We start from the raw sequence: 22,402 nt of genomic DNA, 5'->3' as shown, positions 1-22,402 counted from the left end.
AAGTACTACTCAGTGTAAATGTGACAGAACGTTGTTGCAACTGATCTTCTCATATCTCGAGAGTCTCATTCTCATCGAGAATCCGGAAGACATCGCGGACGCGGGGCAGCACACAACCGCCCCCGCCCCGGGCTGGCACCGAGGGGCGGGGGCGGACTGCGCGGCCGGGTGACCGCGTTCCGATCGCTACCAGGCCACGGGCAGTTCGTAGATCCCGTACGCGAGCCGATCGTGCTTGAACTCGACCTGATCGAACGGAATCGCCAGGCGCAGTGTGGGAATCCGGCGCACCAGGGTCTGGAAGACGATCTGCAACTCCGCGCGCGCGAGCTGCTGCCCGACGCACTGGTGCGGACCGAAACCGAAGCCCACATGCTGCGCGGCCGGACGCGTCAGATCCAGCTTGTCCGGTTGCTCCCAAGCCTTTTCGTCCCAGTTGGCCGGTGCCAGGTCCAGGATCAGACCGTCACCCGCGCGCACGGTCTCCCCCGCGATCTCGATGTCCTCCAACGCGACTCGCCGCTGCCCGTTCTGGATGACGCTCAGATACCGCATCAACTCCTCGACCGCGTTGGCGACCACCTTCGGATCATCGGTGTCGCGCAGCAACGCGAACTGCTCCGGATTCTCCAGCAGCGCAAGGGCTCCCAGCGAGATCATGTTCGAGCTGGTCTCGTGCCCGGCGATGAGCACGCCGGTGCCCAGCTGCGAGGCCTCCTTCATATCGATCTCCCCGGCGCGCACGCGCTCGGCGATATCGGAGATCAGATCCTCGGCGGGCTCGTCCAGCTTCTTCTTCACCAGATCGATCAGGTAGCGCGCCAAGCCCATTCGGCTCTTCTCGGCCTGTTCCTTGGTGGCGAAGCGGTCGACGCTGGTGACGGCCTGCTGCTGGAAGAACTCGTGATCCTCGTACGGCACGCCGAGCATCTCGCTGATCATCAGCGTCGGCACCGGAAGCGCCAGTCCCGCAACCAGATCCGCGGGCTGCGGTCCGGCCAGCAGCTTGTCGATGTGATCGTCGGTGATCTGCTGGATCGCCGTTCGCAGCGCCTCGACCCGCTTGAAGGTGAACGGCTTGGTGAGCATCCGGCGATACCGGCTGTGCTCCTCGCCGTCGGTGGTGAACAGCGACTTGGGCCGGGTCTCGACCATCGCGGCCATACCCTCGTTCCAGTGCGGGAACCCGGCGACGTGATCGTCCACGCTGACCCGCGGATCGGACATCAGCGCCTTGAACTCGGCGTGTCCGGTCACCAGCCAGGGGGTGCTGCCGTCCCAGATCCGCACCCGGTTCAGCGGCTTGTCGCGGCCCAGCCGGGTCGCCTCGGGCGGGGGCGCGAACGGGCACGCGGACGAGCGCAGCATCGGATATTCGGGGACCTGCGTGGCCGTGTCGGTCAATGCTTCGGACACTTCTCACTCCTGGTGATCGGCTGCGGGGCGAACCGCAGGATGTCGGTTCATTCCTCGATCTGAATGGCCAGTGCGGGGCACATCGCCGCCGCGTGCCGTACGTCCGCGGCGAGTTCGCTCGGCGGATTCGCGTCGAGCAGGATGACGACGCCGTCGTCGTCGCGCTGATCGAACACCGCCCCGGCATGCATGACGCAGTGGCCCGCCGCGATGCATTTGTCTTGGTCGACAGTCACTTTCATCGAGACCTACTTCCTAGGATGAATGCGCCGATGTCAGCGCCGGGCCCGGTGCGGACTGCGCGTCCACCAGGATCCGGCGCTGCATGCGCGCTTGTTTGGGCATGTTCCAGCCGAGCACCGCCGTCGGCACGCCCTCGCGCTCGTATCGCACGAGGAAGCGGCCCTGCGCGGGATCGCCGTCGACGACGGTGGCCCGCGCATCGGGTGTGATGGTGCCGTGCACCTGGATCTTGACCTCGTACTGATCGGTCCAGAAGTACGGAATCGGCCGGTAGACATCCTCGGCGCCGAGGATATTGGCCGCGACCACGGCGGCCTGTTCCGCCGCGTGGGTGCGATTCTCCAGTCGGACAGTGGAATTCACGTCGTTGCCGGGCCAGCGGGCGACATCGCCGACCGCGTAGATCCCGTCGGCGGCACGGCAGGTCGCATCGCAGACCACGCCACGGTCGAGGCTCAGGCCGCTGTCGGTGAGCCAGTCCGTCGCGGGGATCGCACCGATCGCCACGACCACCACACTGGCGGGCAGGATCTGCGAATTCTCCAGGCGCACACCGGATACCCGGCCGTTCTCACCGAGGATGCGCTGCACTCCGACGCCCAGCCGCAGCGCTACGCCGTGCCGGGTGTGCAGGTCGGCGAGCTGCGTGGCGACCAGGTCGCCGAGTTGGGCGGCCATCGGCGCGTGCAGTGGGCCGGTCATGGTCACGTCGAGGCCGGATTGTCTTGCCGTGGCGGAGATTTCGGCACCCAGTACGCCTTCGCCGACCACGACGACGCGCGGGTTCGCGGCGAATTCGTCACGTAGGGCGAGGGAGTCGTCGAGGGTGCGCAGGACGTGCACGCCGCTCGTTCCGTCGGGGACGGGCAGCGCGCGAGGCGTTGCGCCGGTGGCGATTACGACGGCGTCGGCGGTGATCGGACCGGATGTGGTCAGCACCGTGCGAGTGGACGGGTCCAGCGACAGCGCGCGATGGCCCAGCAGCAGATCGATGTTCAGATCGGCCAGCACGCGCGGGGCTCGAAGCAGCGTGCGTTCGGGACGCCATGCGCCGGAAAGGATTTGCTTGGACAGCGGCGGACGGTCGTAGGGCAGGTGCGGTTCGTCGCCGACGACCGTGATGCGATCGCGGAAACCGCTGCGGCGCAAGGCTTCGACCGTGTTCAGCCCCGAGACGGAGGCTCCGACCACGAGCACGCCCGTGCGGCGGATTCGACCGGATGTGGTCACTGCGGGCTCCTCTTTCGTACGGCTCTGTCGACGATCGGGTGGGGGTCGGTCATGTCGCGCCCCCTCGGGTGACCGGGGCCAGATACAGCCCGGTGATCGCGTCGATCAGGCCGACCGCGGTCTGTTCCCAGCTCGTGCGGTACACCAGCGTGTCGTCCGCGAGCGCGCGCTCGCGTTCGGCGCAGCTGTGCACGATCAGCAAGCGCGCCATGGCATTTCGCTCCCGGTGCAACTGCGGCGACAACTCCGGCAGACAGCCCTGGAGACCCTCCACGATGCGCACCACCGACGGCGAGGCCAGCGATTCGTCCGAGATCAGGTCGCGGAACACCGGATCGGGCATGACCTGCGCGCTGAAACGCGCATACCACGTCGGATTATCCAGTGCCGCAAGATGTTCGGTCATCGGGCGGACCAGACAGCCCACCCAGTCCCGCAGTCCGGCATCGGGACCCAGCCGCGAGACCATCTCCTGACACAGCCGCTCGGTGGAGACGTGATGTTTGCGCACGATCGCGCGCACCAGATCGGCCTTACCGCCGAAGTGGTAGCCGACCGCGGTGTTGTTGCCCTGGCCCGCGGCCTCGCTCACCCGACGGTTCGACACCGCCGCGATGCCGCGCTCGGCGAACAGGCGTTCCGCGGCGGTGAGGATGGCCTCGCGCGTGGTGTCCACGCGGTCGGAACGAACGGATCCCATCATGTGCCCCTTCGGATTTCCCGCCGGAGCCGCACAGCGGTATCGACTGAGCGGCCGTTGCAGAATCATGTTCTCGATTCCGATCACGGGATTACCTCCAGTCAATACCTCGAAGGGGATTAAGTCAACTGATTGACTTAGGAAATGGTTCCGTCGCAGCTCAGTTCTTCGACACGGCCGCCTGTGCGGCCGAGTTCTGCTCGGCGGACTTGCCCTCCTCGGGCTTCTTGCGCGGCTTGAGCGGCTTACCCGCGGTCGTGCCGCCGTCGATCGCGAGCACGGTCCCGGTGACGTACACCGACCGATCACCGGCCAGGTACACCACCGCGTCCGCGACGTGTTCGGGCTCGCCCTCGCGCGGCAGCGGCCGCTCGCTGTTCATCGACGCGCGCACGGCCTTGGCGAAACGCTCCACCTTGTCCGGCGGCATCCCGGCGGCCGAGGTGGTCAGCAGCGGGGTCGGGATATTGCCGGGCGCGAGGCAGTTGACGCGAATGTCGTACTGCGCCAACTCGATTGCCGCGGACTTTGTGAAGTGGATGACCGCCGCCTTGGACGCGCGGTAGGTCTGCACTCCCCCGCCCGCCATGACGCCGCCGACCGAGGACACGTTGATGATCGATCCGCCGCCGTGCTCGGCCATGTGCCGCGCGGCGAATTTGGTGCCCGCCATGACGCCCAGCAGATTCACGCCGAGCACCCGGTGGAAGTCGGCGAGGTCGTCCAGCAGCAGGCTCGGATGCATCTTGCCGGGAATGCCCGCGTTGTTGCACATCACGTGCAGGCCGCCGAAGGTCGCGACCGCGTGCTCGACCAGCCGCTCGACCTGCGCCGGGTCGGAGACGTCGGTCTGCATGAACACCGCCGCGTCGCCGTGTTCGGCGATCGCCTCCGCGCCGCGCTCGGGGTCCAGGTCGCCCATGACCACCTTCGCGCCCTCCGCGACCAGTTTCGCCACCGTCGCGCGGCCGATTCCGGAGGCCCCGCCGGTGACGACGGCGACCTTTCCGGCCAGTTCGTCGATCATGTTCGATCCTTTCGATTTGGTTCGGCCACAGCCGAACTCGCGTTTGCGACCCGGACGGGCGCGGGCGACTCGGACTCGGTGCGGGACTGCTCGTCCAGGAAGGCCAGCAGCAGTTCGTTGACCACCTCGGGCTGCTCGATCTGCGGGCAGTGCCCCGCCTCCGGGACGACCGCGTGCCGTCCGAGCGCGATCGCACCGGCGATCTCGGCGGCCCACCCCGGCGGCAGCAGCTTGTCGCCGCCGCCCTCGACCACCAGGGCCGGAATCGAGATGCGTTCGTACGCACGGCGACTCGACGGCGCGGGCGGCGCGTCGGCACCGGGACGACGAAAACGGGCCGCCGCCAACGCTTCCCACGCCCCCGGCGCAACACTCGCCTCGTACCGCCGACGCACGTACTCCTCGTCGGCCGGATACTTGTCCGAGTGGAACAGCGCGATCACGATGCGCCGCATGGCTTCCGGAGTGGCATCGTAGTCGTAGAGCGCACGCATGTGCTCGTTGCTCTGGATCTCCCCGCCACCGCAGATCGTCACCATACTGCGCATCGGCAAACGCGGTGCCGCAGAGGTGATATCGGCGAACATGTTCACCGCCCCCATCGAATTACCCACGAAGTGAGCCGATTCCACCCCCAACAACGCGAGAAACCGTGCGATATGCCGAATCCGCATCCCCCGCCCATCGGTGAAGTCCACCACCTTCGCCGACTCCCCGAACCCCAACATATCCGGCGCGATCACCCGATACCGCTCCGCAAGCACACCAATCGTGCGCTCCCAACCGACCTCGGCCCCCGCCCCGAACTCCCCGCCGTGCAGCAGCACCACCGGCTCACCGGCCCCGGCTTCCAGATAACTGGTCACCAACCCATCCACAACCAACGTCCTACGTTGCACACCAACGCCCAGCCGCACAACTGCCTCCTGGCTCATCGCTGATCCCCTTCCACTATCGCCCCGACAGCGAGCGGCCCTCTGCTCCCGCTCCACGGCCGACTCTCCCAAGATCTCGCAACATCGCTGCGGTGTGTCAATCCCTTGTCTCTTGTACACATTCGGTCGTCACAGCACAGCCTCCGGGCACGCACTCTGCGTAGCCTGCCGCGGCCGTCGTGTCGAGCACCGCCAGCGTTATGTGCTTCCGAGCGGACCGTCGGGAAGGCGCACAACCACCGAGTGCCCAACAGAGCCAGTCCTTTTGTGGCACAGATATTCTCAGTCGTCATTCCGGTGCCGACAACACGTATCGGAGCCAGGCAGCACGCCTGCGCACGAACACCATGGGCGTTGCAGCGCAAGTCCTCTCGGCGTAGTTCGCTCAACATCGCGACCTCGAAACTCGAGTCGGCGCACCGGTTGTGCTCATCACGAGACCTTTCCGATCGGCCCCTGGGTCGATGCGGCATCGGCCCGAAACGATGGCCGGTCGGATATTTCGTGCGCGTCGGCGGTCAACGCGATCCGGTCGAGGATGCGGACCTGGTCGGGGAGGTAGGGGTCCTCGTCGGGGGCGGTGAGCAGGCGGATCTCGTGCAGGCCGAGTTCGTCGAGGATTTCGAAGGCAGACAGCAGGTCGGAAGGGTCGACCTGATGCGTTGTGGCAGTGTGGTTCTCGCCTGTGGGCAGACCTCGTAGGACGGCGTCGCGGGAACGCACGTAGACGAGCACGCCGTGGCCCGCGTGGGCGATCAGTTCCAGCGCACGCTCGAATCTCGCGCCGCAGTCGCAGAACAGGGAGCCCAGCGTGTCGCCGAACAGGCATTCCACGTGGACTCGTACCAACGGCACGCGATCGGCTCTGGGTTGGCCGTGGACGAAGGCGATGTGGTCGCGGCCGAGGCCGTCGATGAAGCCGACCGCGCGGAATTCGCCCACCGGCAAGGGGATTCGTGCGACGCCGCGGCGTTCCACCCGGCACAGTTCGCGGCGGCGGTAGGCGATCAGGTCCTCGATCGACACCACCGGAAAGCCGTGCGCGGCACCGAGTTCGAGGAGTTCGGGGAGCTGGGCCGCTTCCCCGTCGGCCCCGCAGACCTCGCACAGCACACCCGCCGCCGACATCCCGGCCTGCTCGGCCAGATCCATCGCGGCTTCGGGCGGCGCGGGCGCCTCGAGCACGCCCAGTTCGGCGCAGCCGAGCGGAAAGACGTGCCCGAGACGACCGAAGTCGCCCGGCATGCTCGCCGGATCCGCAAGCGCACGAATGGTTTTCGCTCGCTGCGAGGCATGCGCGCCCGCCGCGACCGAACCCACCGGCACGCGGAACCGCGCTCGCCCCGGACCCGTCATGGACGGATCGGCAGGCGGGATCTCGAGCCGGTCCAGCGCCGCCGACCGCATGGCCACGTGCACCAGCCCGCGCCCGATGCCGCCGAGCAGGTTGACCGACTCCGCGGTCGCCCGCTCGGCGGCCAGCACCAGATCGCCGCGATACCCGCCGTCGATCTCGCTGACCAGCAACACCATTCGGCCGCGGCGCAGCGCGGTGATCGCCGCGCGCACCGCGGCCGGATCCGGTGTCCGGGAACTCACGCCCGCGCACCGCCCGCCGGGGCGAAGGTGAGCACCTGGGTGGCGAGCAGATCCAGCTGCGCTGCGACGGTCTCGTCGGACAGGTTCCCCTCGGCGTCCCAGATCGGATCGGCCGAATTGATCGGCACGCCGAGTGGTGTCGGCCACGCGCGCAGGGCGTGGCCGATCGCCCGCAGCTGGCCCAGCGTGCCGACCGCGGCCTGCCAGCCGTACGCACAGGTGATGCAGCCCAGCGGTTTGTTGTCCAGGTAGACCGTCGGGTCGCCGCGCAGATCCTCGATGTAGTCCAGCGCGTTCTTCACCAGTCCGGAGATGCCGCCGTGGTAGCCGGGCGAGCCGATCACCACCGCGTCCGCACTGCGCAACGCCTCGATCAACGCGATCGCCTCGGGCGTGCGCTCGGGGTCGTGCGGGTTGTACATGGGCAGGTTGATGTCCGCACCGCAGAACAACGCGGTGCGCCCGCCCTGGCGCTCGACGGCCGAAAGGCAGTGCCGCAGCGCCCGTTCGGTCGTCGAACCCGCGCGCAACGTGCCGCCGAGGCCGACGACGAACGGCCGTCCGTCGCGCGCCGCCACGGCGGGGTCCGCACTGGTCGTACTTGCGGTCATGTCGAAACCTCCAGGCTCGTTATTTGATCGCGATGGGGTTGATCGGGGAGCCGACCGCGCCGACGACCCGCAAAGGCGGTGCGACGAGCTGGAATTCGTACACCCCGTCGGCGGCGCAATCCGCGGCCAGGGCGGTCAGATCCCAGTACTCGCCGAGCATCAGGCCGATATCGCGCAGGCACAGCATGTGCATCGGCAGGAAGGTGCCCTCGACGCCGGACACCACGTCCTCGACCATCAGGTTGTCCGCGGCCACGGCGGCCACTTCCCGTTCGTGCAACCACTTGGCGCACATCCAGTCCAGGCCCGAATACGGTTCGGCACCGTCGCGGGTCTCCTGGAACCGGGACCACCAGCCGGTGCGCACGAGCACGATGTCACCGCGGCCGATCTCCACGCCCTGCGCCTTGGCCACTTCGTCCAATTCGTCCGGCGTGATGGGGTTTCCGGGCTCGAGGAAGACGTCCGCGCCGCGATGCCGCACCAGATCCAGCAGCACGCCGCGGGTGGTGATGCCCTTGCCGTCGACCTTGTCGATCCCGCAGTGGAACGCACCCGCGCTGGTCACCGAATCGGCCGGAAATCCGTTGTACAGCTTCTCGTCGTAGTAGACGTGCGACAGGGCGTCCCACTGCGTGGCCGCCTGCAACGGCATGACGATCATGTCGTCGTTGAACCGGAACGGATTCTCTTCTCCGGCAAAGAATCCACCGAACTCCTGACCGAAACCGTTTGCCGCCCACTGCGGTCCGTACTGCGCCATGGTCCGCGCGTCGCCGCCGTCGACGGTCATCACGTGCACCGGGTTCTGCCGGAACTTGAACGCCCCCTGCGGTCCCGAGGAATCGAAGTCGACCCCGAGCGGGAACACCCGCCCGTGCCGCACCAGCCCCGCCGCCTGCGCGATCTTGTCCGGGGTGATGAAGTTGAGCGTGCCGAGCTCGTCGGCCGCGCCCCAGCGGCCCCAGTTGCTCACTTGTTCGGCGACGCGCCGGAATTCGGTCAGGGTGGCCACTATGCCTCTCCTTCTGTGGTGGATGTGCCCGCGATCCGCGCGGCCACATTGCCGCCGTCCACCCACAGCACCTGGCCGTGCACATAGCTGGCGGCCCGGCTGTTGAGGAACACCAGGACGGCCGCCTGCTCGGCCGGCTCGCAGACGCGGCCGAGCGGTTTGGGGATGGTGTCGAGATACTGCGCCCCGTACGCCGAGCGCAGCTGATCCAGGATGGGGGTCTCGGTGACCCCCGGCCCGGTGCAGTTGATGCGGATGCCCCGCGCGCCCAGCGGGACGGCGTTGCGCATCGTGTAGTAGATGATCGCCTCTTTCGACAGCCGGTAGCCGCCGTCCGCGATCGCCTCGGGATTGCTTGTGCACCAAGCGATTCCGTCGGCCATATCGGTGGTCGCGAGCAGTCCGTCGGACTGCTCGCGGTGCTCGAGGTACCCGGACGCGGCGAGCGAGGACACGCTCACGATCGTCGAGTCCGGGCCCATTCCCGCCGCCAGCGCCTCGGTGAAGCGGCGCAGGCCCAGGAAATTGATGGTGACGACCTTCAGCGGATCGCCGATGCCCGAGGACACCCCGGCGACATTGAACAGCGCGTCCACCGGTCCGCCGATCGCGGCCACGGCGCGGTCGATCGAGTCGGCGTCGGCCATGTCCACCCGGTGGAACCCGTCGAGTTCACCGGACGGCTCGGCCAGATCCAGCCCGATCACCGTCCCGCCCAGCTCCCGCACCTGTTCGGCCACGCACGCGCCGATGCCCGAGGAGCATCCGGTCACCACGACCCGGCGACCGTCATAGCGCCACAGCTGATCTGTTCGTCCCATCGTCGATTACCTCGCTACCGCTACTGCTCGTCCTTGGCGCGCTGGGCGGCCTGCACCCGGCCCTCGTTGATCTCGGCCATGGCCTCGGGGATCTCGCTCGCGGTGAACTTGCCGCCGCGTCCGGTGGGCAGCCCGCCGAAGGAGTAGCTCTCGTCGAATTCCGGTCCCGCCAAAGGCTTCCGGCGCGCCTCGACCTTCTCGATGATCGGCTCGAGCCGCTTGGCCTTGGCCGCGACCTGCTTCTCGTCACGCTCGATGAACTCGGGCAGTACTTCCTTGCCCATCAGTTCGATGGACTCCATGGTGCCCTCGTGGCTGCGCGGGTTCAGCAGCAGGATGATCTCGTCGACCCCGCTCTCCTCGTAGCCGCGCAGGAATTCGCGCACGGTGTCCGGCGAGCCGATCGCGCCGCGGCCGGGACCGTAGGCGAGGGTCTCGTCCTCCTTGACCGCGTCCAGGTAGCGATCCCAGACGCCGGTGCGACCGGGGGTGTGCTGGCCGGTCATGTAGTAGTGCATGATGCCGAACGAGAAGAACCCGCCGCCGACGCCGAGGCGCTGCAACGCCTGCTCGTCGGTGGGGGCGACCATCATCGACAGGTCGCCGCCGATGGCCAGGATGTTCGGGTTCAGGATCGGGATGGTCGGCTCGGCCTTGTCCTCGAATTCCTGGTAGTAGCCGCGCACGCGCTCGGCCAGCGGACCCGGGCCGGTGTACGCGAAACTCAGTGCGCCGATACCCTTCTGGGCCGCCATCTGCACCGAGGACGGCCGCGTACAGGCCACCCACACCGGCGGATGCGGCCGCTGCGCGGGCTTCGGGATGACGTTGCGGGCGGGCATCTCGATGTGATTGCCCTTGAATCCGGTGAACGGCTCCTCGATCATGCAGCGGATAGCGACGTCGAGGGCCTCCTCCCACTGACCGCGCTTGTCGGCGGGGTCGATATTGAATCCGGCCAGCTCACCCACCGAGGAGGACTCACCGGTGCCGAATTCCACGCGCCCGTTGGAGATCAGGTCCAGCGTGGAGACCCGCTCGGCGACGCGCGCGGGATGGTTGATCGCGGGCGGCATGTGCATGACGCCGAAGCCGAGCCGAATGTCCTTGGTGCGCTGGCTCGCCGCGGCCAGGAACATCTCGGGCGCGGTCGAGTGGCAGTACTCCTCGAGGAAGTGGTGCTCGGTCAGCCACACCGTGGAGAAACCGGCCTTGTCGGCGGCCTCGACCTCGTCCAGCCCGTCCTGGAACATCTGCCGCTCGTCGTCGGGGACCCACGGGCGCGGCAGGGCGAATTCGTAGAACAGGGATATCTTCATTTACTTCCTCCGTTGGGATCGGTGGTCGTCTGCTGTGCTGAAATGTGCTGGGCCGCTATGTATCCGAAGGTCATCGCGGGTCCGATGGTGGCCCCGGCCCCGGCATAGCTGCGGCCCATCACCGCGGCGGTCGTGTTACCGGTCGCGTAGAGACCGGCGACGACCGTGCCGTCCGCCCGCAGCACCCGGGCGAACTCGTCGGTGCGCAGACCGCCGGAGGTGCCCAGATCCCCGGGCACCATCCGGAACGCGTAGTAGGGCGGTTTGCCCAGCGGGTGCAGGTTGGGGTTGGGCAGGGTGGGGTCGCCGTAGTAGTTGTCGTAGACGCTGTCCCCGCGCTGGAAGTCGTCGTCGTGGCCCTTGCGCGCGAGTTCGTTGAAACGCTCTGCGGTGGCGGCCAATTGGTCCGCGGGCACGTCGATCTTCGCGGCGAGTTCGGCCCACGAGTTCGCCTGTTTCACCACGCCGGAGTCCAGCCACGCCTGCGGGATCTTCCCGCCGGTCGGCACCGGCGCGAACGGGACCTTCGGAATGGGCAGATGTCCCGCGACGACGTACCGGTGCCAGGACCGCGAATCGGTGATCAACCAGCTCGGGATGTGCGTGACGCCCGAGCGCTGCCCCTCGATCATCGCGTGGCCGAAATCCATGTAGGGCGCGGCCTCGTTGATGTATCGCTTACCCGCGCCGTTGACGATGAACTGGGCGGGCATCATCCGCTCGTTGAGCATGAATTGCATTCGGCCGTCGGGCCATTGGATCGACGGGAACCACCACGCCTCGTCCAGCAGATCGGTGTCGGCGCCGACCTCCTGGCCCGCGCGGATCCCGTCGCCCATCGAGGCCGGATTGCCGAAACTCCAGTCCTGATCGATCTCCGGGCACAATTCCTTGCGCCACACCATGTCGTGCTCGAATCCACCGGTCGCCAGGATGACACCGCCCTCGGCGCGCACCCGCAGTTCGCGGCCGTCCTGTTCGACGATCGCGCCGATCACCTCGCCGTCCGGCCCGGTGATCAGGGATTTCATCGGGGAATCGAGCCACAGCGGCACCTCGTGCTCGCGCAGGGCCAGGCGCATGCGGGCCATCAGCGACTGGCCGATCGCGGCGATGCGATCCCCGAACACCCGGGCCCGGAACATCCGCCACACCAGCTTGACCAGCACGGCCTTGCCGCGCCAGTTCTGCCGGACCTGGTAGAACATCCGAAGATCCTTGGGGCCCAGCCAGATTCCCTTCGGCGCGAGGGCAAGCGGCTGGAGCAGCTGCTCCTCGTCGGGGCCGAGCTTGCGCAGATCGATCGGCGGGACGTTGATGGTGCTGCCCTCGCCCGAGCCGCCGGGAAGTTCCGGGTAGTAGTCGGCATAGCCCGGCTTCCAGACGAATTCGAACCAGTCGCTGCTGCGCTCGAGAAACTCCATCATCTCCGGCGCGGTCTCCACGTAGGCGCGCAGGCGTTCCTCGGTGACCAGACCGCGGGTGATGGTGCGCAGGTATTGGACCACGCCCTCGGGATCGGGGCTGTAGCCGTCGCGGACCTGGGCGGGGGCGTTGGGCACCCAGATGCCGCCGCCGGACAGCGCGGTGGAGCCGCCGTAGTGCGCGGACTTCTCGACGATCAGGGTGCGCAGGCCCGCGGCCCGAGCGGCCAGGCCCGCGGTCATCCCGCCGCCGCCCGAGCCGACCACCAGCACGTCCACGGTGCGGTCGAAGGCGTCATCCTGGTGTGCGGCACCGGTTTCCGTGGTTCCGGTGGTCTCTGCTGTCACGGCTGCCTCCTGCTGGTCGAATCGAGATCGCGCTGTGGGAGCGCGGTGCGCACGGCGAATCCGGCGATCAGCGCGGGGGCGGGCCGGTAGTAGCGCACGGTGGTCCCGTAGGGGCCCTGGCTCGCGAGCGCGCCGAAGGCCGCGACCCAGGTGCGCACCTCGTGTGCGGAGTTGCCCGCGACCTCGGTGATCCACGGGTTGGACCAGTCGTCGAACTCGTCCAGGCGGCCGTCGTCCAGCGCGCCGAGCACCCGCAGGTCCCAGTCGGGATTGAGCGCGCGCAACTGCCCGCTGCCGGAAGCGAATTCGCGCGCGACCGCGATCACCTGCTGCTGCCGTGCGGCACGCTGCTGGCCGGACATGGTGCCGCCGTTCAGGATTCGTTCGCGCGCCGGACCCGTCGCGGTCGCCAGCGCGGGCATCGGAGGGTCATGGGACAACCCGCCCGAACCCACCACGAGCACCCGTTTGCCCAGGCCCGCAAGGTGATCGCCGACCGCCGCCCCCAGCGCGGCGGCCCGGCGCAGCGGACCTAGCGGCACCGCGACCGAGTTGACGAAGATCGGGATCACCGGACGCGCGGTGGCCGCGCCCAGCAGCCGCTGCAACGGCTGCACGGTGCCGTGATCGACCTCCATCGACATCGACATCGCCACGTCCACGCCCGCGTCCAGCACCGATTCGGCCAGGTCGCGGGCCAGATCGGCGGGCACGTCCAGTGGTCCGGCGTGGGTGCCGTAGTCACCGACGCCCGAGGCCGCCGCGCCGATGCAGAACGGCGGCATGAGCTTGTAGAAGAACCCGTTGTAGTGATCGGGCGAAAACATCACCACCAGTTCGGGATCGAACTCGCGGACGAACTCCGCGGCCCGGTCCAGAGCCGCGCGGATATCGTCGAGCAGCTCGGAATCCGGTCCGGGTAGATCAAGTAGAGGGCTGTGCGAGACGCAGCACAGTGCCAGCGGCATCGGGACCTCCTCCCGGGACGACGGTGAGGGTGCGCAGCAGATCCGCGCTGAGCTCGGGGGCGAGCTGGGCGATGCTCGCGCCCGCGATACAGCGGTCCGGGCGCAGGAACAGCACCGAATCCTGTTGGCCGTCGAACCATTTCTTCAGCGCGCCACCGCGATCGGCCAGGATGGTCACGTCCGGATCGTCGTGCCCGGTCCAGTGCAGCTGGTTGACCGGCAGGATCTCGAAGAACCTGGCCCCCAACGCTTTCCACTGTCCGAACGCCGTGTCGCCGAGGACACGGCGGGGCGCGTTGTTCCAGCACAGCACCGCGAACCAGGGGCCGAGTACCTCGTCCAGCAGCACGTTCGACTGTTCGCGGGTGTCGACGCGCGGCTGGATGAACAGCGTGCCCACCGCGGATTTCGTTGTGCGGGACCAGGTGTGCACCACCGCGCCCTGCTCGTATTTCGGCATCGGCTTGAATCGCATGCCCAGCACGTATCGGCGCACCGGCGGGATCGCGGCCGCCGCACGGACCAGCACGTCCCGCGCCGCGGCCACCTTCCGGTCGGTCGGCGAGATCACCTTGCCGACCATGGTGGACAGGTCGATCATGGCCCGTGCGTGCTTGCGGCGTTCGAGGTCGTAGCTGTCGAGCAGCCCGTCACCGGCCTTACCCGTGACGACCGCGGCGAGCTTCCAGCCGAGATTGGCCGCGTCGCGGATGCCGCTGTTGTATCCCTGGCCCTGCCACACCGGCATCAGATGCGCCGCGTCACCGGCCAGGAACATCCGGCCCTTGCGGAACGATCCCGCGATCCGCGAATGATGCGTGTACACCCGCCGCCGGATGACCTCGAGCCGGTCGGGATGCGGTATGAACGGCGCGATCAGGCGCTGGGCGAACGCGGGATCCTCGGCCAGTTCATCGGATTCGTCGTCGTGGATCATGAATTCGAAGCGCCGGATGCCATGCGCGATGGACACCGACACGTTCGGCCGCGCCGGATCGGCGGCCACCTCGAGATTCGGATGCCCGAGCGGATCGGTGGCCAGATCGACCACGAGCCAGCGGGTCGAGGAGGTGGTGCCCTCGAACGAGACACCCATCTGCCGCCGCGTCGCGCTCCGGCCGCCGTCGCAGCCGATCAGGTAACGAGCGCTGACAGTGGAAGTCCCTGTCTCAGTGGCTAATTCGATGCTGACCCGATCCCCCGAATCGGTCGCCGAATTCATCCCCGCACCCCAGACGACCTCGACATGCGGATACCGCGACAACCCGGCCGACAACTCGGCATCCACCAGCGGCTGCACGAACCCGTTGCGCTTGGGCCATCCGAATTGTGCATCGGTGGGCGCGATTTCGGCCAGCAGCCGCCGCTTACCATCCACGAACCGCATGAACTGATTCGGCGTGGTGTGCGGCAGAATCTGCTCGATCAACCCGATCGACTGGAACGTACGCAACGACTCGTCATCCAGCCCGACCCCACGCGGATAGTCGATCAACGTGGGCCGTTCCTCGACCACACGAGTCCGCACGCCGTACCCACCAAGGATGTTCGCCAGCGTCAATCCCACCGGCCCGGCCCCGACGATCACCACATCCACATCGATGAACGACCCGGAACCCACTGCCGCAGAAGTAACTTGCGCGGAGCTCTCCGCACCGAAGCTTCGGTCCCCGAAATCGACTGCGCCGGAATCGCGTTGATCGGCCCCCTGCGGGACTACGCTCGCCGGCCCGGGACCACTCGGCCCAGCATCGTCTTGCTCGGCCCCGTTCAGGCCGCGCTCACCCTGGCCCGCATCTCCGCGCTGCATACTGTCCAGCCCGAGCCTCTTCGGACCGAGCGCGTTTGCGCCCCCCAGCCCGGCAGCACTCACACCCGGCCCAGTGGAATCGATGTCGCAGCCCCCAGCGTCCGGGGCGGAATCGCTTGGCTCACTCACGATCAGCCGCCCAGCAGGAAATCGATGTGCAAAGCGTTGAAGCTCTTCGGGTCCTCGTACTGTGGCCAGTGACCGCAGTCGGGCAGCACCTCGAAGCGCGCGCCGGGGATCATCGAGGCGATGCGGCGGCCCTCGGCGACGTCGGCGGTGGGGTCGTCGCTGGTCCACAGCACGAGGGTGGGGGCGGTGATGCGGCCGTAGTCCTCGGGGGAGACGATGTTGCGCTGCCGGATCTCCGGGTCCTGCAACGCCATGATGTCGCGCATCGCGTCGACGAAACCCGGCTGCCGGTAGATGCGCTGGCGGCTCGCGACGACGTCGGCGTAGTCCTTGGTCTTGTCGGCCATGAGCCAGCGGATCCGGGCCTGCACGGTCTCCCAGGTCGGCTCGGTCACCGCGGCCATCGACAACGTGATGATCCGCTTCATCACCTCGGGATCGGCCTGCGATCCCCCGGCGGTGTTGAGCACCAGCCGGTTCACCCGGTCGGGGTGGTCGATCGCGGTGCGGGTGGCCACCCAGCCGCCGAGCGACTCACCGCTGATGCTCGCGCGCTCGACGCCGACCGCGTCCAGGAACGCGATCAGGTGTGCCACATAGTGTTTCACCTCGAGCGGGTGACCGGGCCGGGCGGTGTAGCCGTGCCCGAGCATATCGATCACCCAGGTGGAGAAGTGCTCGGCGTGCGCCTGGAGATTGCGCGAATACGCCTCGACGTGCCCGCCCGACCCGTGCAGCAGCACCAGCGCCGGTTTGTCCCGGTCGCCCGCGTGCAGGTAGCGGGTGCGCACCCCGCCGACGTCCAGATAGCCCTGGGTGAACGCGACGCCCTGCAGATCGCTCCAGATGCTCTCGTACTCCGACAACTCGTAACCTCCTTGATCCGGCCTGCCCGTTCCGGCGACTCGATCGGGCGGGACAGCTGTTTTCAGTCGTCCGCCGACGTACCGGTCGCGGCGGTGTGACCGGCCCGGAAGCCCCACACCATGCCGGGGCCGATGGTTCCGCCCGCCCCGCCGTAGGCCCGTCCGGTGACACCGGCCATCGCATTGCCGACCGCGAACAGCCCCGGGATGACCGCGCCGTCCACGTGCAGCACCCGCCCGTCGCGATCGGTGCGCGGTCCGCCCTTGGTGCCCATCGCGCCGACGGTCACCGGCACCGCGTAGTAGGGCGCGGTGTCGACTGGGCCGAGGGTGCGGCCCGCGGCGGTGGTGGCGTTCTCGTCACCCCACCAGCCGTCGTAAGCGCTTGCGCCACGGCCGAAGTCGGGATCGACACCGGCGGCGACGTCGCGGTTCCAGGCTTCGACCGTCGCGGCCAGCCCCTGCGGATCGATGCCGGTCTTCGCGCCCAGTTCCTCGAAATCCTTCGACTCGCAGAACCATTCGGGCACCGTCTCCCCCGGCGCGACGCCCAGGAAGCCGTACCGGCGCAGATGTTCGGCGTCGAACACGATCCAGCCCGGATCGTTGACGTATCCGCCCTTGGGATCGAGATAGTGGAACGCCCCGGCCATCGAGTTGTACTCCGACGCCTCGTTCACGAACCGCCGCCCCGCGCGATTGACCATGATGCTGCGCGGCCGGGTGCGCTCGAGCCGCACACTGCGGCTGCGCGGCTTGCCCTCGATGGTGTCGCCTGGGATCTGCACGACCGGAACCCACCACGCCTCGCTCATCGTGCCCAGATCCGCGCCGTGCGCCATCGCCATCCGCAGACCGTCACCGGTGTTGTTGGGCGGGGAGACCGGCCCGGACATCGGACCGCGCAGGTACGCCCGGACCAGTCCGGGATCCCATTCGAAGCCGCCCGTCGCGAGTACCACGCCCTTGCGCGCCCGGATGACCGATTCACCCTCGGGCGTGGTGAACCGCACGCCGGTGATCCTCCGGTCCTCCGAGAGCAGTTCCACCGCACGGGCTTTCGTGCGCGGCACGATCCCGGCCTCGAGCACGCCGAACAGCAGTCCCGCGACCAGCGCGGCCCCGGCCACGACCAGATCCGTCGATTCGGTGTCGGTCCCGGCGTGCAGCCGCGCGCGCGTCTCGGCGTCGAACCCGACGTTGCTCCAGTCTTCCGGGAAGGCGGTGATCCGCTCGCGCCACCGGCCCAGCCGCGACCTGTCGAACGCGACCGGGCTCAGCGAGCGTCCGCCGCCGGGCCGCCCGCCGGGCAGTTCGGGCTTGTAATCCGGGAAACCGTCGGCGATCTCGAACCGCAGCCCGCTGTGCTTCTCGACGAACTCGACCATCCGCGCGCCCGTGCGCACGAAGGTCTCCACCAGTTCGTCGTCCATCGAGTTCAGCGACTGGGCGTGCAGGTACCGCAGCGCGTCCTGGATGCTCAGCGGCCCGTCGGGCGAGCGGTCGTGCGCCGGAATCCACGCGATACCACCGGATACCGCACTGGTTCCCCCGACGGTCGCGGCCTTCTCGACGATCGCGACCGAGGCGCCGCGCACGGCGGCGGTCAGCGCCGCGGTCAGGCCGGACGCGCCGCTGCCCAGCACGACGACGTCGACTTCGGATTCGGATGTATCGGCGTCGATTGCACGACTAGCCATGAGACCTCCATTTACGAATGAGAAGAATCATATTCTCGTCAGTTGGATGTGGCAATCTGCTGGCGGATCAGCTGTTTGCGCACCTTGCCGCTCGGCGTCCGGGGATAGTCCGCCACCTCGAACAGCCGCTCGGGCCATTTCTGCCGCGCGACGCCCGCCTCCCGGAAATGCCCGCGCACGGCCTCGATCGAGGGCAGCGCGTGCCCCGGACGAATCCGCAGCACCGCGCCGACGATCTCGCCCAGCCGCGCGTCCGGGACGGCCACCACGACCGCCTCGGCCACCGCCGCCATTGCGGCCAGCACCTCCTCGACCTCCACCGCGCTGACGTTCTCACCGCCGCGGATGATGACGTCGGCCTTGCGATCGGTGATGGTGAGATGACCGTCCGGGTGCAGGACGCCGATATCGCCGGTGTGGTACCAGCCCTCGGCGTCGAAAACCCGTTCGGTCAGTTCGTCATCGGTGTAGCCCAGGCACAGATCCGGTCCGCGACTGAGGATTTCGCCGTCGTCGGCCAACCGGATCTCCACCCCCGGCAGCGGCCGCCCGTCGGTGCTCAGCCGCTCGAATTCCGGTGCGGTGTAACGGGACGCGGTGATCGAGGGATGTTCGGTGCTGCCGTAGGCGCGAAACGCGATCAGCCCCAGATCGGCGAGGCGGCGGGTCACCGCGGCGGGCACCGCCGAACCGCCCAGGCCCACGTATCGCACGTGATCCAGATGCGCGGGAGTGAAGTCCGGATGATCGAGCAGACTGGTCACGAAGTAGGGCGGGCCGCCGCCGACCGACAGGCCGTACTCGCTCATCAGCGCCAGCGCCTTGCCCGGCTCCCACACGTCCAGCAGATGAATCGCCTTGCCGCTCAACACCGGCAGCAGGAACGCGCCGAGCATGCCGATGAAGTGCCCGACCGGAGTCGCGGTGAGCTGATCCTCGGTGTCCAGCGCGTTCTGCTCGGCCAATTGCCTTGCCTCGCAACCCAATGTCTGATGGCTGTGCACCACACCCTTGGGCGCACTGGTGGTGCCCGAGGTGAACGCGATCAACGCCGCGCCCGCGGGATCGACCGGAATCGTGCCGCGCATCGGCTCGTCGGCCAGCAATGCGCCGAAATCCCGCCCGACCACGCCCACCACCGGAACTCCCACGGCCACACCGGGATCGAAACTGCGCGTGCCGAACCGTGCCGCGGTGATGTAGACCGCCGGGCGCACCGTGCCCAGGATGTGCGCGACCTCGCGGTCGCCGTAGAAGTGCACGATCGGCACCACCACCGCGCCGAGGAACGACGCGGCCCAGAAGGTCGCGGCGGCCTCCATCCAGTTGGGCAGCTGGAACGCGATCGCATCACCCGGCCGCACGCCTCGCGCGCGCAGTCCGGCCGCGAGCCGCCGCGCGGTGTGCTCGACCTCGGCCAGCGTGCCCGACCACGGCCTGACCTGCGAATGCACCCGGAATTCGGCCTCGGGCGCGGCGGCCAGGCCGCGCCCGAGCAGATCGCCCAGCGTTTCCGGCCGCCACCAGCCCGCACGCTCGTAGCTGCGGCGCAATTCCTCGGGGATGGTTCGCATCTCGGCTCTCATTCGGTCGGGCGTCACAGGCGGCGCCCTTCGATGTAGACGAGAATAATGTTCTCGTCAGATGCAAAGGTCACTTTCGCAGAAAATGCCCGGAAATCCGCCGAAACGACGGTGCTTCGCCTTGAAAATCTCCCCCGGGAACCCTTGCCGAGTGCCACTCTCGGACCCTTGCGGCAACTTCGGCGCGAGAGTAATGTTCTCTTCCACCGCAAGGAAAATTCTTCTATGGCGAGATCATGAAGCGGCCGATGTCGTACGCATCGGCCGCTGCGGCAACCAGCGGGGACGGAGATCCGTCGCGGCGGCAGCGCCATCCCGGTGAGAGAGATTGGAAGTCAGCTGTGGGACGTGTTGAAGGCAAGGTCGCGTTCATCACCGGTGCCGCGCGCGGGCAGGGTCGCAGTCACGCGGTCCGCCTCGCCGAGGAGGGCGCCGACATCATCGCGGTGGATCTGTGTGAGGACATCTCGACCGTCGGATACCCGCTGGCGCGGCCCGAGGACCTCGAGCAGACCGCCAAACTGGTCTCCGCGGCCGGTCGCCGGGTGGTGACCGCCAAGGCGGACGTGCGCAGCGCGGAACAGTTGCAGGCGGCGGTCGAGACCGGCATCGCCGAACTCGGGCGGCTGGACATCGTCGTCGCCCAGGCCGGTATCGCCGGTATGAAGGGCCAGCCGCCGATGCAGGCGTGGATCGACGTGATCAACACGAACCTGATCGGCACCATCAACGCCATCCAGGTCGCGATCCCGCACCTGAGCGAGGGCGCCTCGATCATCGCGACGGGTTCCACCGCCGCCCTGATGGACATCTCCAAAGTCGATCAGCCGGGCAAGGATCCGGGCGGCTCGGCCTACGTGCACTCCAAGCGCGCGCTGACCGCCTACGTCTACGACCTCGCGCGCCAGCTCGCCGAGCGCGGCATCCGCGCCAACGTCGTGCACCCGACCAACTGCAACACCCCGATGTTGCAGAGCGAGCCGATGTACCGCTCGTTCCGCCCCGACCTCGAGCACCCGACCCGCGCCGACGCGGAACCGGTGTTCGGCGTGCAGCAGTCCATGCTCATCCCCTACGTCGAGCCCGAGGACATCAGCAACGCCGTGCTCTATCTGGCCTCCGACGAGGCGCGGTACGTCACCGGCATGCAGATGCGTGTCGACGGCGGCGGCTACCTGAAGCTGTACGAACACCACCTGTGATCCCCCGGACCGCGCCCTCGCGCATCACCCACCAGGTGGTCGCGAGGGTGCGGCTAAATCCGTGAGCTGCGGAGGAAGAACAACGTGAGCATCGAAGACACCACCGTCGACCAGGACCGCAAGAAGATCCGGTACAGCTTCGACCGGCACACCCCCGAATACCGGCACCGGTTCGAGGAGATCACCCAGGAGATGCAGGCCACGTGCCCGGTCGCCTGGAGCGACACGCACGGCGGGCACTGGGTGGCCGCGGACAGCACGGCGGTCTTCGAACTCGCGCGCTGCCCGCACGTCTCCAACGACCACGACGTGACCGGCGATCGCAATGGCTACAAAGGGATCTCGATCCCGACCGCCCGGCGCGCGCAGGCCGTGCGCGGCGGCATGCTCGAGATGGACGACCCCGAGCACCGGCTGTACCGGCAGGTGCTGAACCCGTACCTGTCCCCCGCCGCGGTCAAGCGCTGGGATCCGGTCGTGGACGAGATCGTGCGCGCGGCCCTGGACGAGAAGATCGAGTCCGGCCGCATCGATTTCGTGGACGATATGGCGAATATCGTTCCGGCGGTACTGACTCTGGCGATGCTGGGCATCCCGCTGGACCGCTGGTCGATGTACAGCGAGCCGGTGCACGCGGCGGTCTACACCCCGGAGAGCTCCCCCGACGCCGCGCGCGTGGCCGAGATGCACCGCGCGATGGGCCTGGACCTGCTCAACAGCCTGATCGAGATCAAGGCCAGCCCGCGTCCCGGCCTGGTCGACGGCCTGATCAAACTCCGCATCGACGGCGAGCCCGCGCCCGATCTGGAGATCCTGGGCATGCTGGGCCTGCTCATCGGCGGCGGCTTCGACACCACCACCGCGCTCACCGCGCATTCGCTGGAGTGGTTGTCGCAGAACCCCGATCAGCGCGAAACGCTCAGCAAGGAACGCGAGCACCTGCTCGATCCGGCCACCGAGGAATTCCTGCGCTACTTCACCCCCGCACCGGGCGACGGCCGCACCATCTCCTCCGACGTCACCGTCGCGAACACCCAGTTCGCCGAGGGCGACCGGCTGTGGCTGTCCTGGGCGATGGCCAACCGCGATCCGCAGGTCTTCCCGGACCCGAACACGGTGGACTTGGACCGAAGGGGCAACCGCCACTTCAGTTTCGGACTCGGCATCCACCGCTGCATCGGCTCGAACGTGGCGCGCGCGGTGTTCAAGAAGATGCTCACCGCCGTGCTGGACCGGATGCCGGACTACCAGTGCGACCCCGAGGGCACCGTGCACTACGAGACCATCGGCGTCATCCAGGGTATGCGGAACCTCCCGGCCACCTTCACCCCCGGCAAGCGCCTGGGCCCGGGGCTCGAGGAGACCATCCAGAAACTCCAGAAGGTCTGCGACACACAGCAACTCGCCGCACCCGTGACCGAGCGCCCCGATATCGCGCGGATCGACTGGACCTGAG

The 22,402-nt window shown here is 68.1% G+C and carries 19 protein-coding genes; 2 read left to right on the top strand and 17 right to left on the bottom strand.

Annotation, left to right across the window (positions count from 1 at the left end; all coding sequences use genetic code 11):
* Positions 1 to 186 precede the first annotated feature (186 nt).
* The 17 genes from NRB20_RS09605 to NRB20_RS09525 all read right to left on the bottom strand — a co-directional run bounded on the left by NRB20_RS09605 (position 187) and on the right by NRB20_RS09525 (position 19,735).
* The gene (locus NRB20_RS09605) at positions 187 to 1,416 is read right to left on the bottom strand and encodes a cytochrome P450 (protein WP_319944676.1); all 1,230 of its coding nucleotides are present in this window, start codon (positions 1,414 to 1,416) and stop codon (positions 187 to 189) included.
* 47 nt (positions 1,417 to 1,463) lie between these two features.
* Positions 1,464 to 1,658, bottom strand: a complete 195-nt coding sequence (locus NRB20_RS09600; protein WP_153409570.1) for a ferredoxin — start codon at positions 1,656 to 1,658, stop codon at positions 1,464 to 1,466.
* 13 nt (positions 1,659 to 1,671) lie between these two features.
* Positions 1,672 to 2,889, bottom strand: coding sequence for an NAD(P)/FAD-dependent oxidoreductase (locus NRB20_RS09595; RefSeq protein WP_319944675.1), 1,218 nt, complete (start codon positions 2,887 to 2,889; stop codon positions 1,672 to 1,674).
* Between the two features lie 49 nt (positions 2,890 to 2,938).
* Positions 2,939 to 3,589: a TetR/AcrR family transcriptional regulator gene (locus tag NRB20_RS09590; RefSeq protein WP_227833341.1), complete on the bottom strand. Its 651-nt coding sequence runs from the start codon at positions 3,587 to 3,589 to the stop codon at positions 2,939 to 2,941.
* A 160-nt stretch (positions 3,590 to 3,749) separates the two neighbouring features.
* On the bottom strand, positions 3,750 to 4,616 hold the full coding sequence (locus NRB20_RS09585) for an SDR family NAD(P)-dependent oxidoreductase (protein ID WP_153409566.1): 867 nt from the start codon (positions 4,614 to 4,616) through the stop codon (positions 3,750 to 3,752).
* On the bottom strand, positions 4,613 to 5,551 hold the full coding sequence (locus tag NRB20_RS09580; RefSeq protein WP_194289773.1) for an alpha/beta fold hydrolase: 939 nt from the start codon (positions 5,549 to 5,551) through the stop codon (positions 4,613 to 4,615). Before NRB20_RS09580 ends, NRB20_RS09585 begins: the two co-directional genes overlap by 4 nt.
* Before the next feature lie 432 nt (positions 5,552 to 5,983).
* Positions 5,984 to 7,150: a 3,4-dihydroxy-2-butanone-4-phosphate synthase gene (locus tag NRB20_RS09575; protein WP_153409564.1), complete on the bottom strand. Its 1,167-nt coding sequence runs from the start codon at positions 7,148 to 7,150 to the stop codon at positions 5,984 to 5,986.
* A complete protein-coding gene (locus NRB20_RS09570; RefSeq protein ID WP_153409562.1) occupies positions 7,147 to 7,761 on the bottom strand; it encodes an NADPH-dependent FMN reductase in 615 nt (204 codons plus the stop codon). Before NRB20_RS09570 ends, NRB20_RS09575 begins: the two co-directional genes overlap by 4 nt.
* Positions 7,762 to 7,780: 19 nt before the next feature.
* Positions 7,781 to 8,776 (bottom strand): cyclase family protein, encoded by a 996-nt coding sequence (locus tag NRB20_RS09565; protein WP_319944674.1) that lies wholly within the window; start codon positions 8,774 to 8,776, stop codon positions 7,781 to 7,783.
* Positions 8,776 to 9,597: a coniferyl-alcohol dehydrogenase gene (locus tag NRB20_RS09560; protein WP_153409560.1), complete on the bottom strand. Its 822-nt coding sequence runs from the start codon at positions 9,595 to 9,597 to the stop codon at positions 8,776 to 8,778. Before NRB20_RS09560 ends, NRB20_RS09565 begins: the two co-directional genes overlap by 1 nt.
* 20 nt (positions 9,598 to 9,617) lie before the next feature.
* Entirely contained in the window at positions 9,618 to 10,916 is a 1,299-nt protein-coding gene (locus tag NRB20_RS09555; protein ID WP_153409558.1) for an LLM class flavin-dependent oxidoreductase, read from the bottom strand.
* Positions 10,913 to 12,688, bottom strand: a complete 1,776-nt coding sequence (locus tag NRB20_RS09550; protein ID WP_194289791.1) for an FAD-binding protein — start codon at positions 12,686 to 12,688, stop codon at positions 10,913 to 10,915. The genes NRB20_RS09555 and NRB20_RS09550 overlap by 4 nt, the downstream gene beginning before the upstream one ends.
* Positions 12,685 to 13,656 carry a 3-carboxyethylcatechol 2,3-dioxygenase gene (locus NRB20_RS09545; protein ID WP_153409556.1) on the bottom strand — a complete coding sequence of 324 codons (972 nt, stop codon included), beginning with the start codon at positions 13,654 to 13,656 and terminating at the stop codon, positions 12,685 to 12,687. The genes NRB20_RS09550 and NRB20_RS09545 overlap by 4 nt, the downstream gene beginning before the upstream one ends.
* Complete coding sequence (locus NRB20_RS09540) at positions 13,613 to 15,277, bottom strand: bifunctional 3-(3-hydroxy-phenyl)propionate/3-hydroxycinnamic acid hydroxylase (RefSeq protein ID WP_319944673.1); 1,665 nt, start codon at positions 15,275 to 15,277, stop codon at positions 13,613 to 13,615. Before NRB20_RS09540 ends, NRB20_RS09545 begins: the two co-directional genes overlap by 44 nt.
* Positions 15,278 to 15,597: 320 nt before the next feature.
* Positions 15,598 to 16,461, bottom strand: a complete 864-nt coding sequence (locus tag NRB20_RS09535; protein WP_153409553.1) for an alpha/beta fold hydrolase — start codon at positions 16,459 to 16,461, stop codon at positions 15,598 to 15,600.
* A gap of 62 nt (positions 16,462 to 16,523) precedes the next feature.
* Entirely contained in the window at positions 16,524 to 18,161 is a 1,638-nt protein-coding gene (locus tag NRB20_RS09530; protein ID WP_153409551.1) for an FAD-dependent oxidoreductase, read from the bottom strand.
* A gap of 38 nt (positions 18,162 to 18,199) precedes the next feature.
* A complete protein-coding gene (locus NRB20_RS09525) occupies positions 18,200 to 19,735 on the bottom strand; it encodes an AMP-binding protein (protein ID WP_153409549.1) in 1,536 nt (511 codons plus the stop codon).
* Positions 19,736 to 20,085: 350 nt separating this feature from the next.
* On the opposite strand from NRB20_RS09525, the gene NRB20_RS09520 reads away from it, so the two are divergent.
* A complete protein-coding gene (locus NRB20_RS09520) occupies positions 20,086 to 20,946 on the top strand; it encodes a mycofactocin-coupled SDR family oxidoreductase (protein ID WP_319944672.1) in 861 nt (286 codons plus the stop codon).
* Positions 20,947 to 21,030: 84 nt separating this feature from the next.
* Positions 21,031 to 22,401, top strand: coding sequence for a cytochrome P450 (locus NRB20_RS09515; protein ID WP_319944671.1), 1,371 nt, complete (start codon positions 21,031 to 21,033; stop codon positions 22,399 to 22,401).
* The last annotated feature ends 1 nt before the right edge of the window (position 22,402 follow it).

The sequence above is a fragment of the Nocardia macrotermitis genome (genome assembly GCF_009604405.1).
In the GTDB taxonomy this organism is placed as follows: Bacteria; Actinomycetota; Actinomycetes; order Mycobacteriales; family Mycobacteriaceae; genus Nocardia; species Nocardia macrotermitis.
This window is presented reverse-complemented; position numbering and strand designations above follow the sequence as displayed.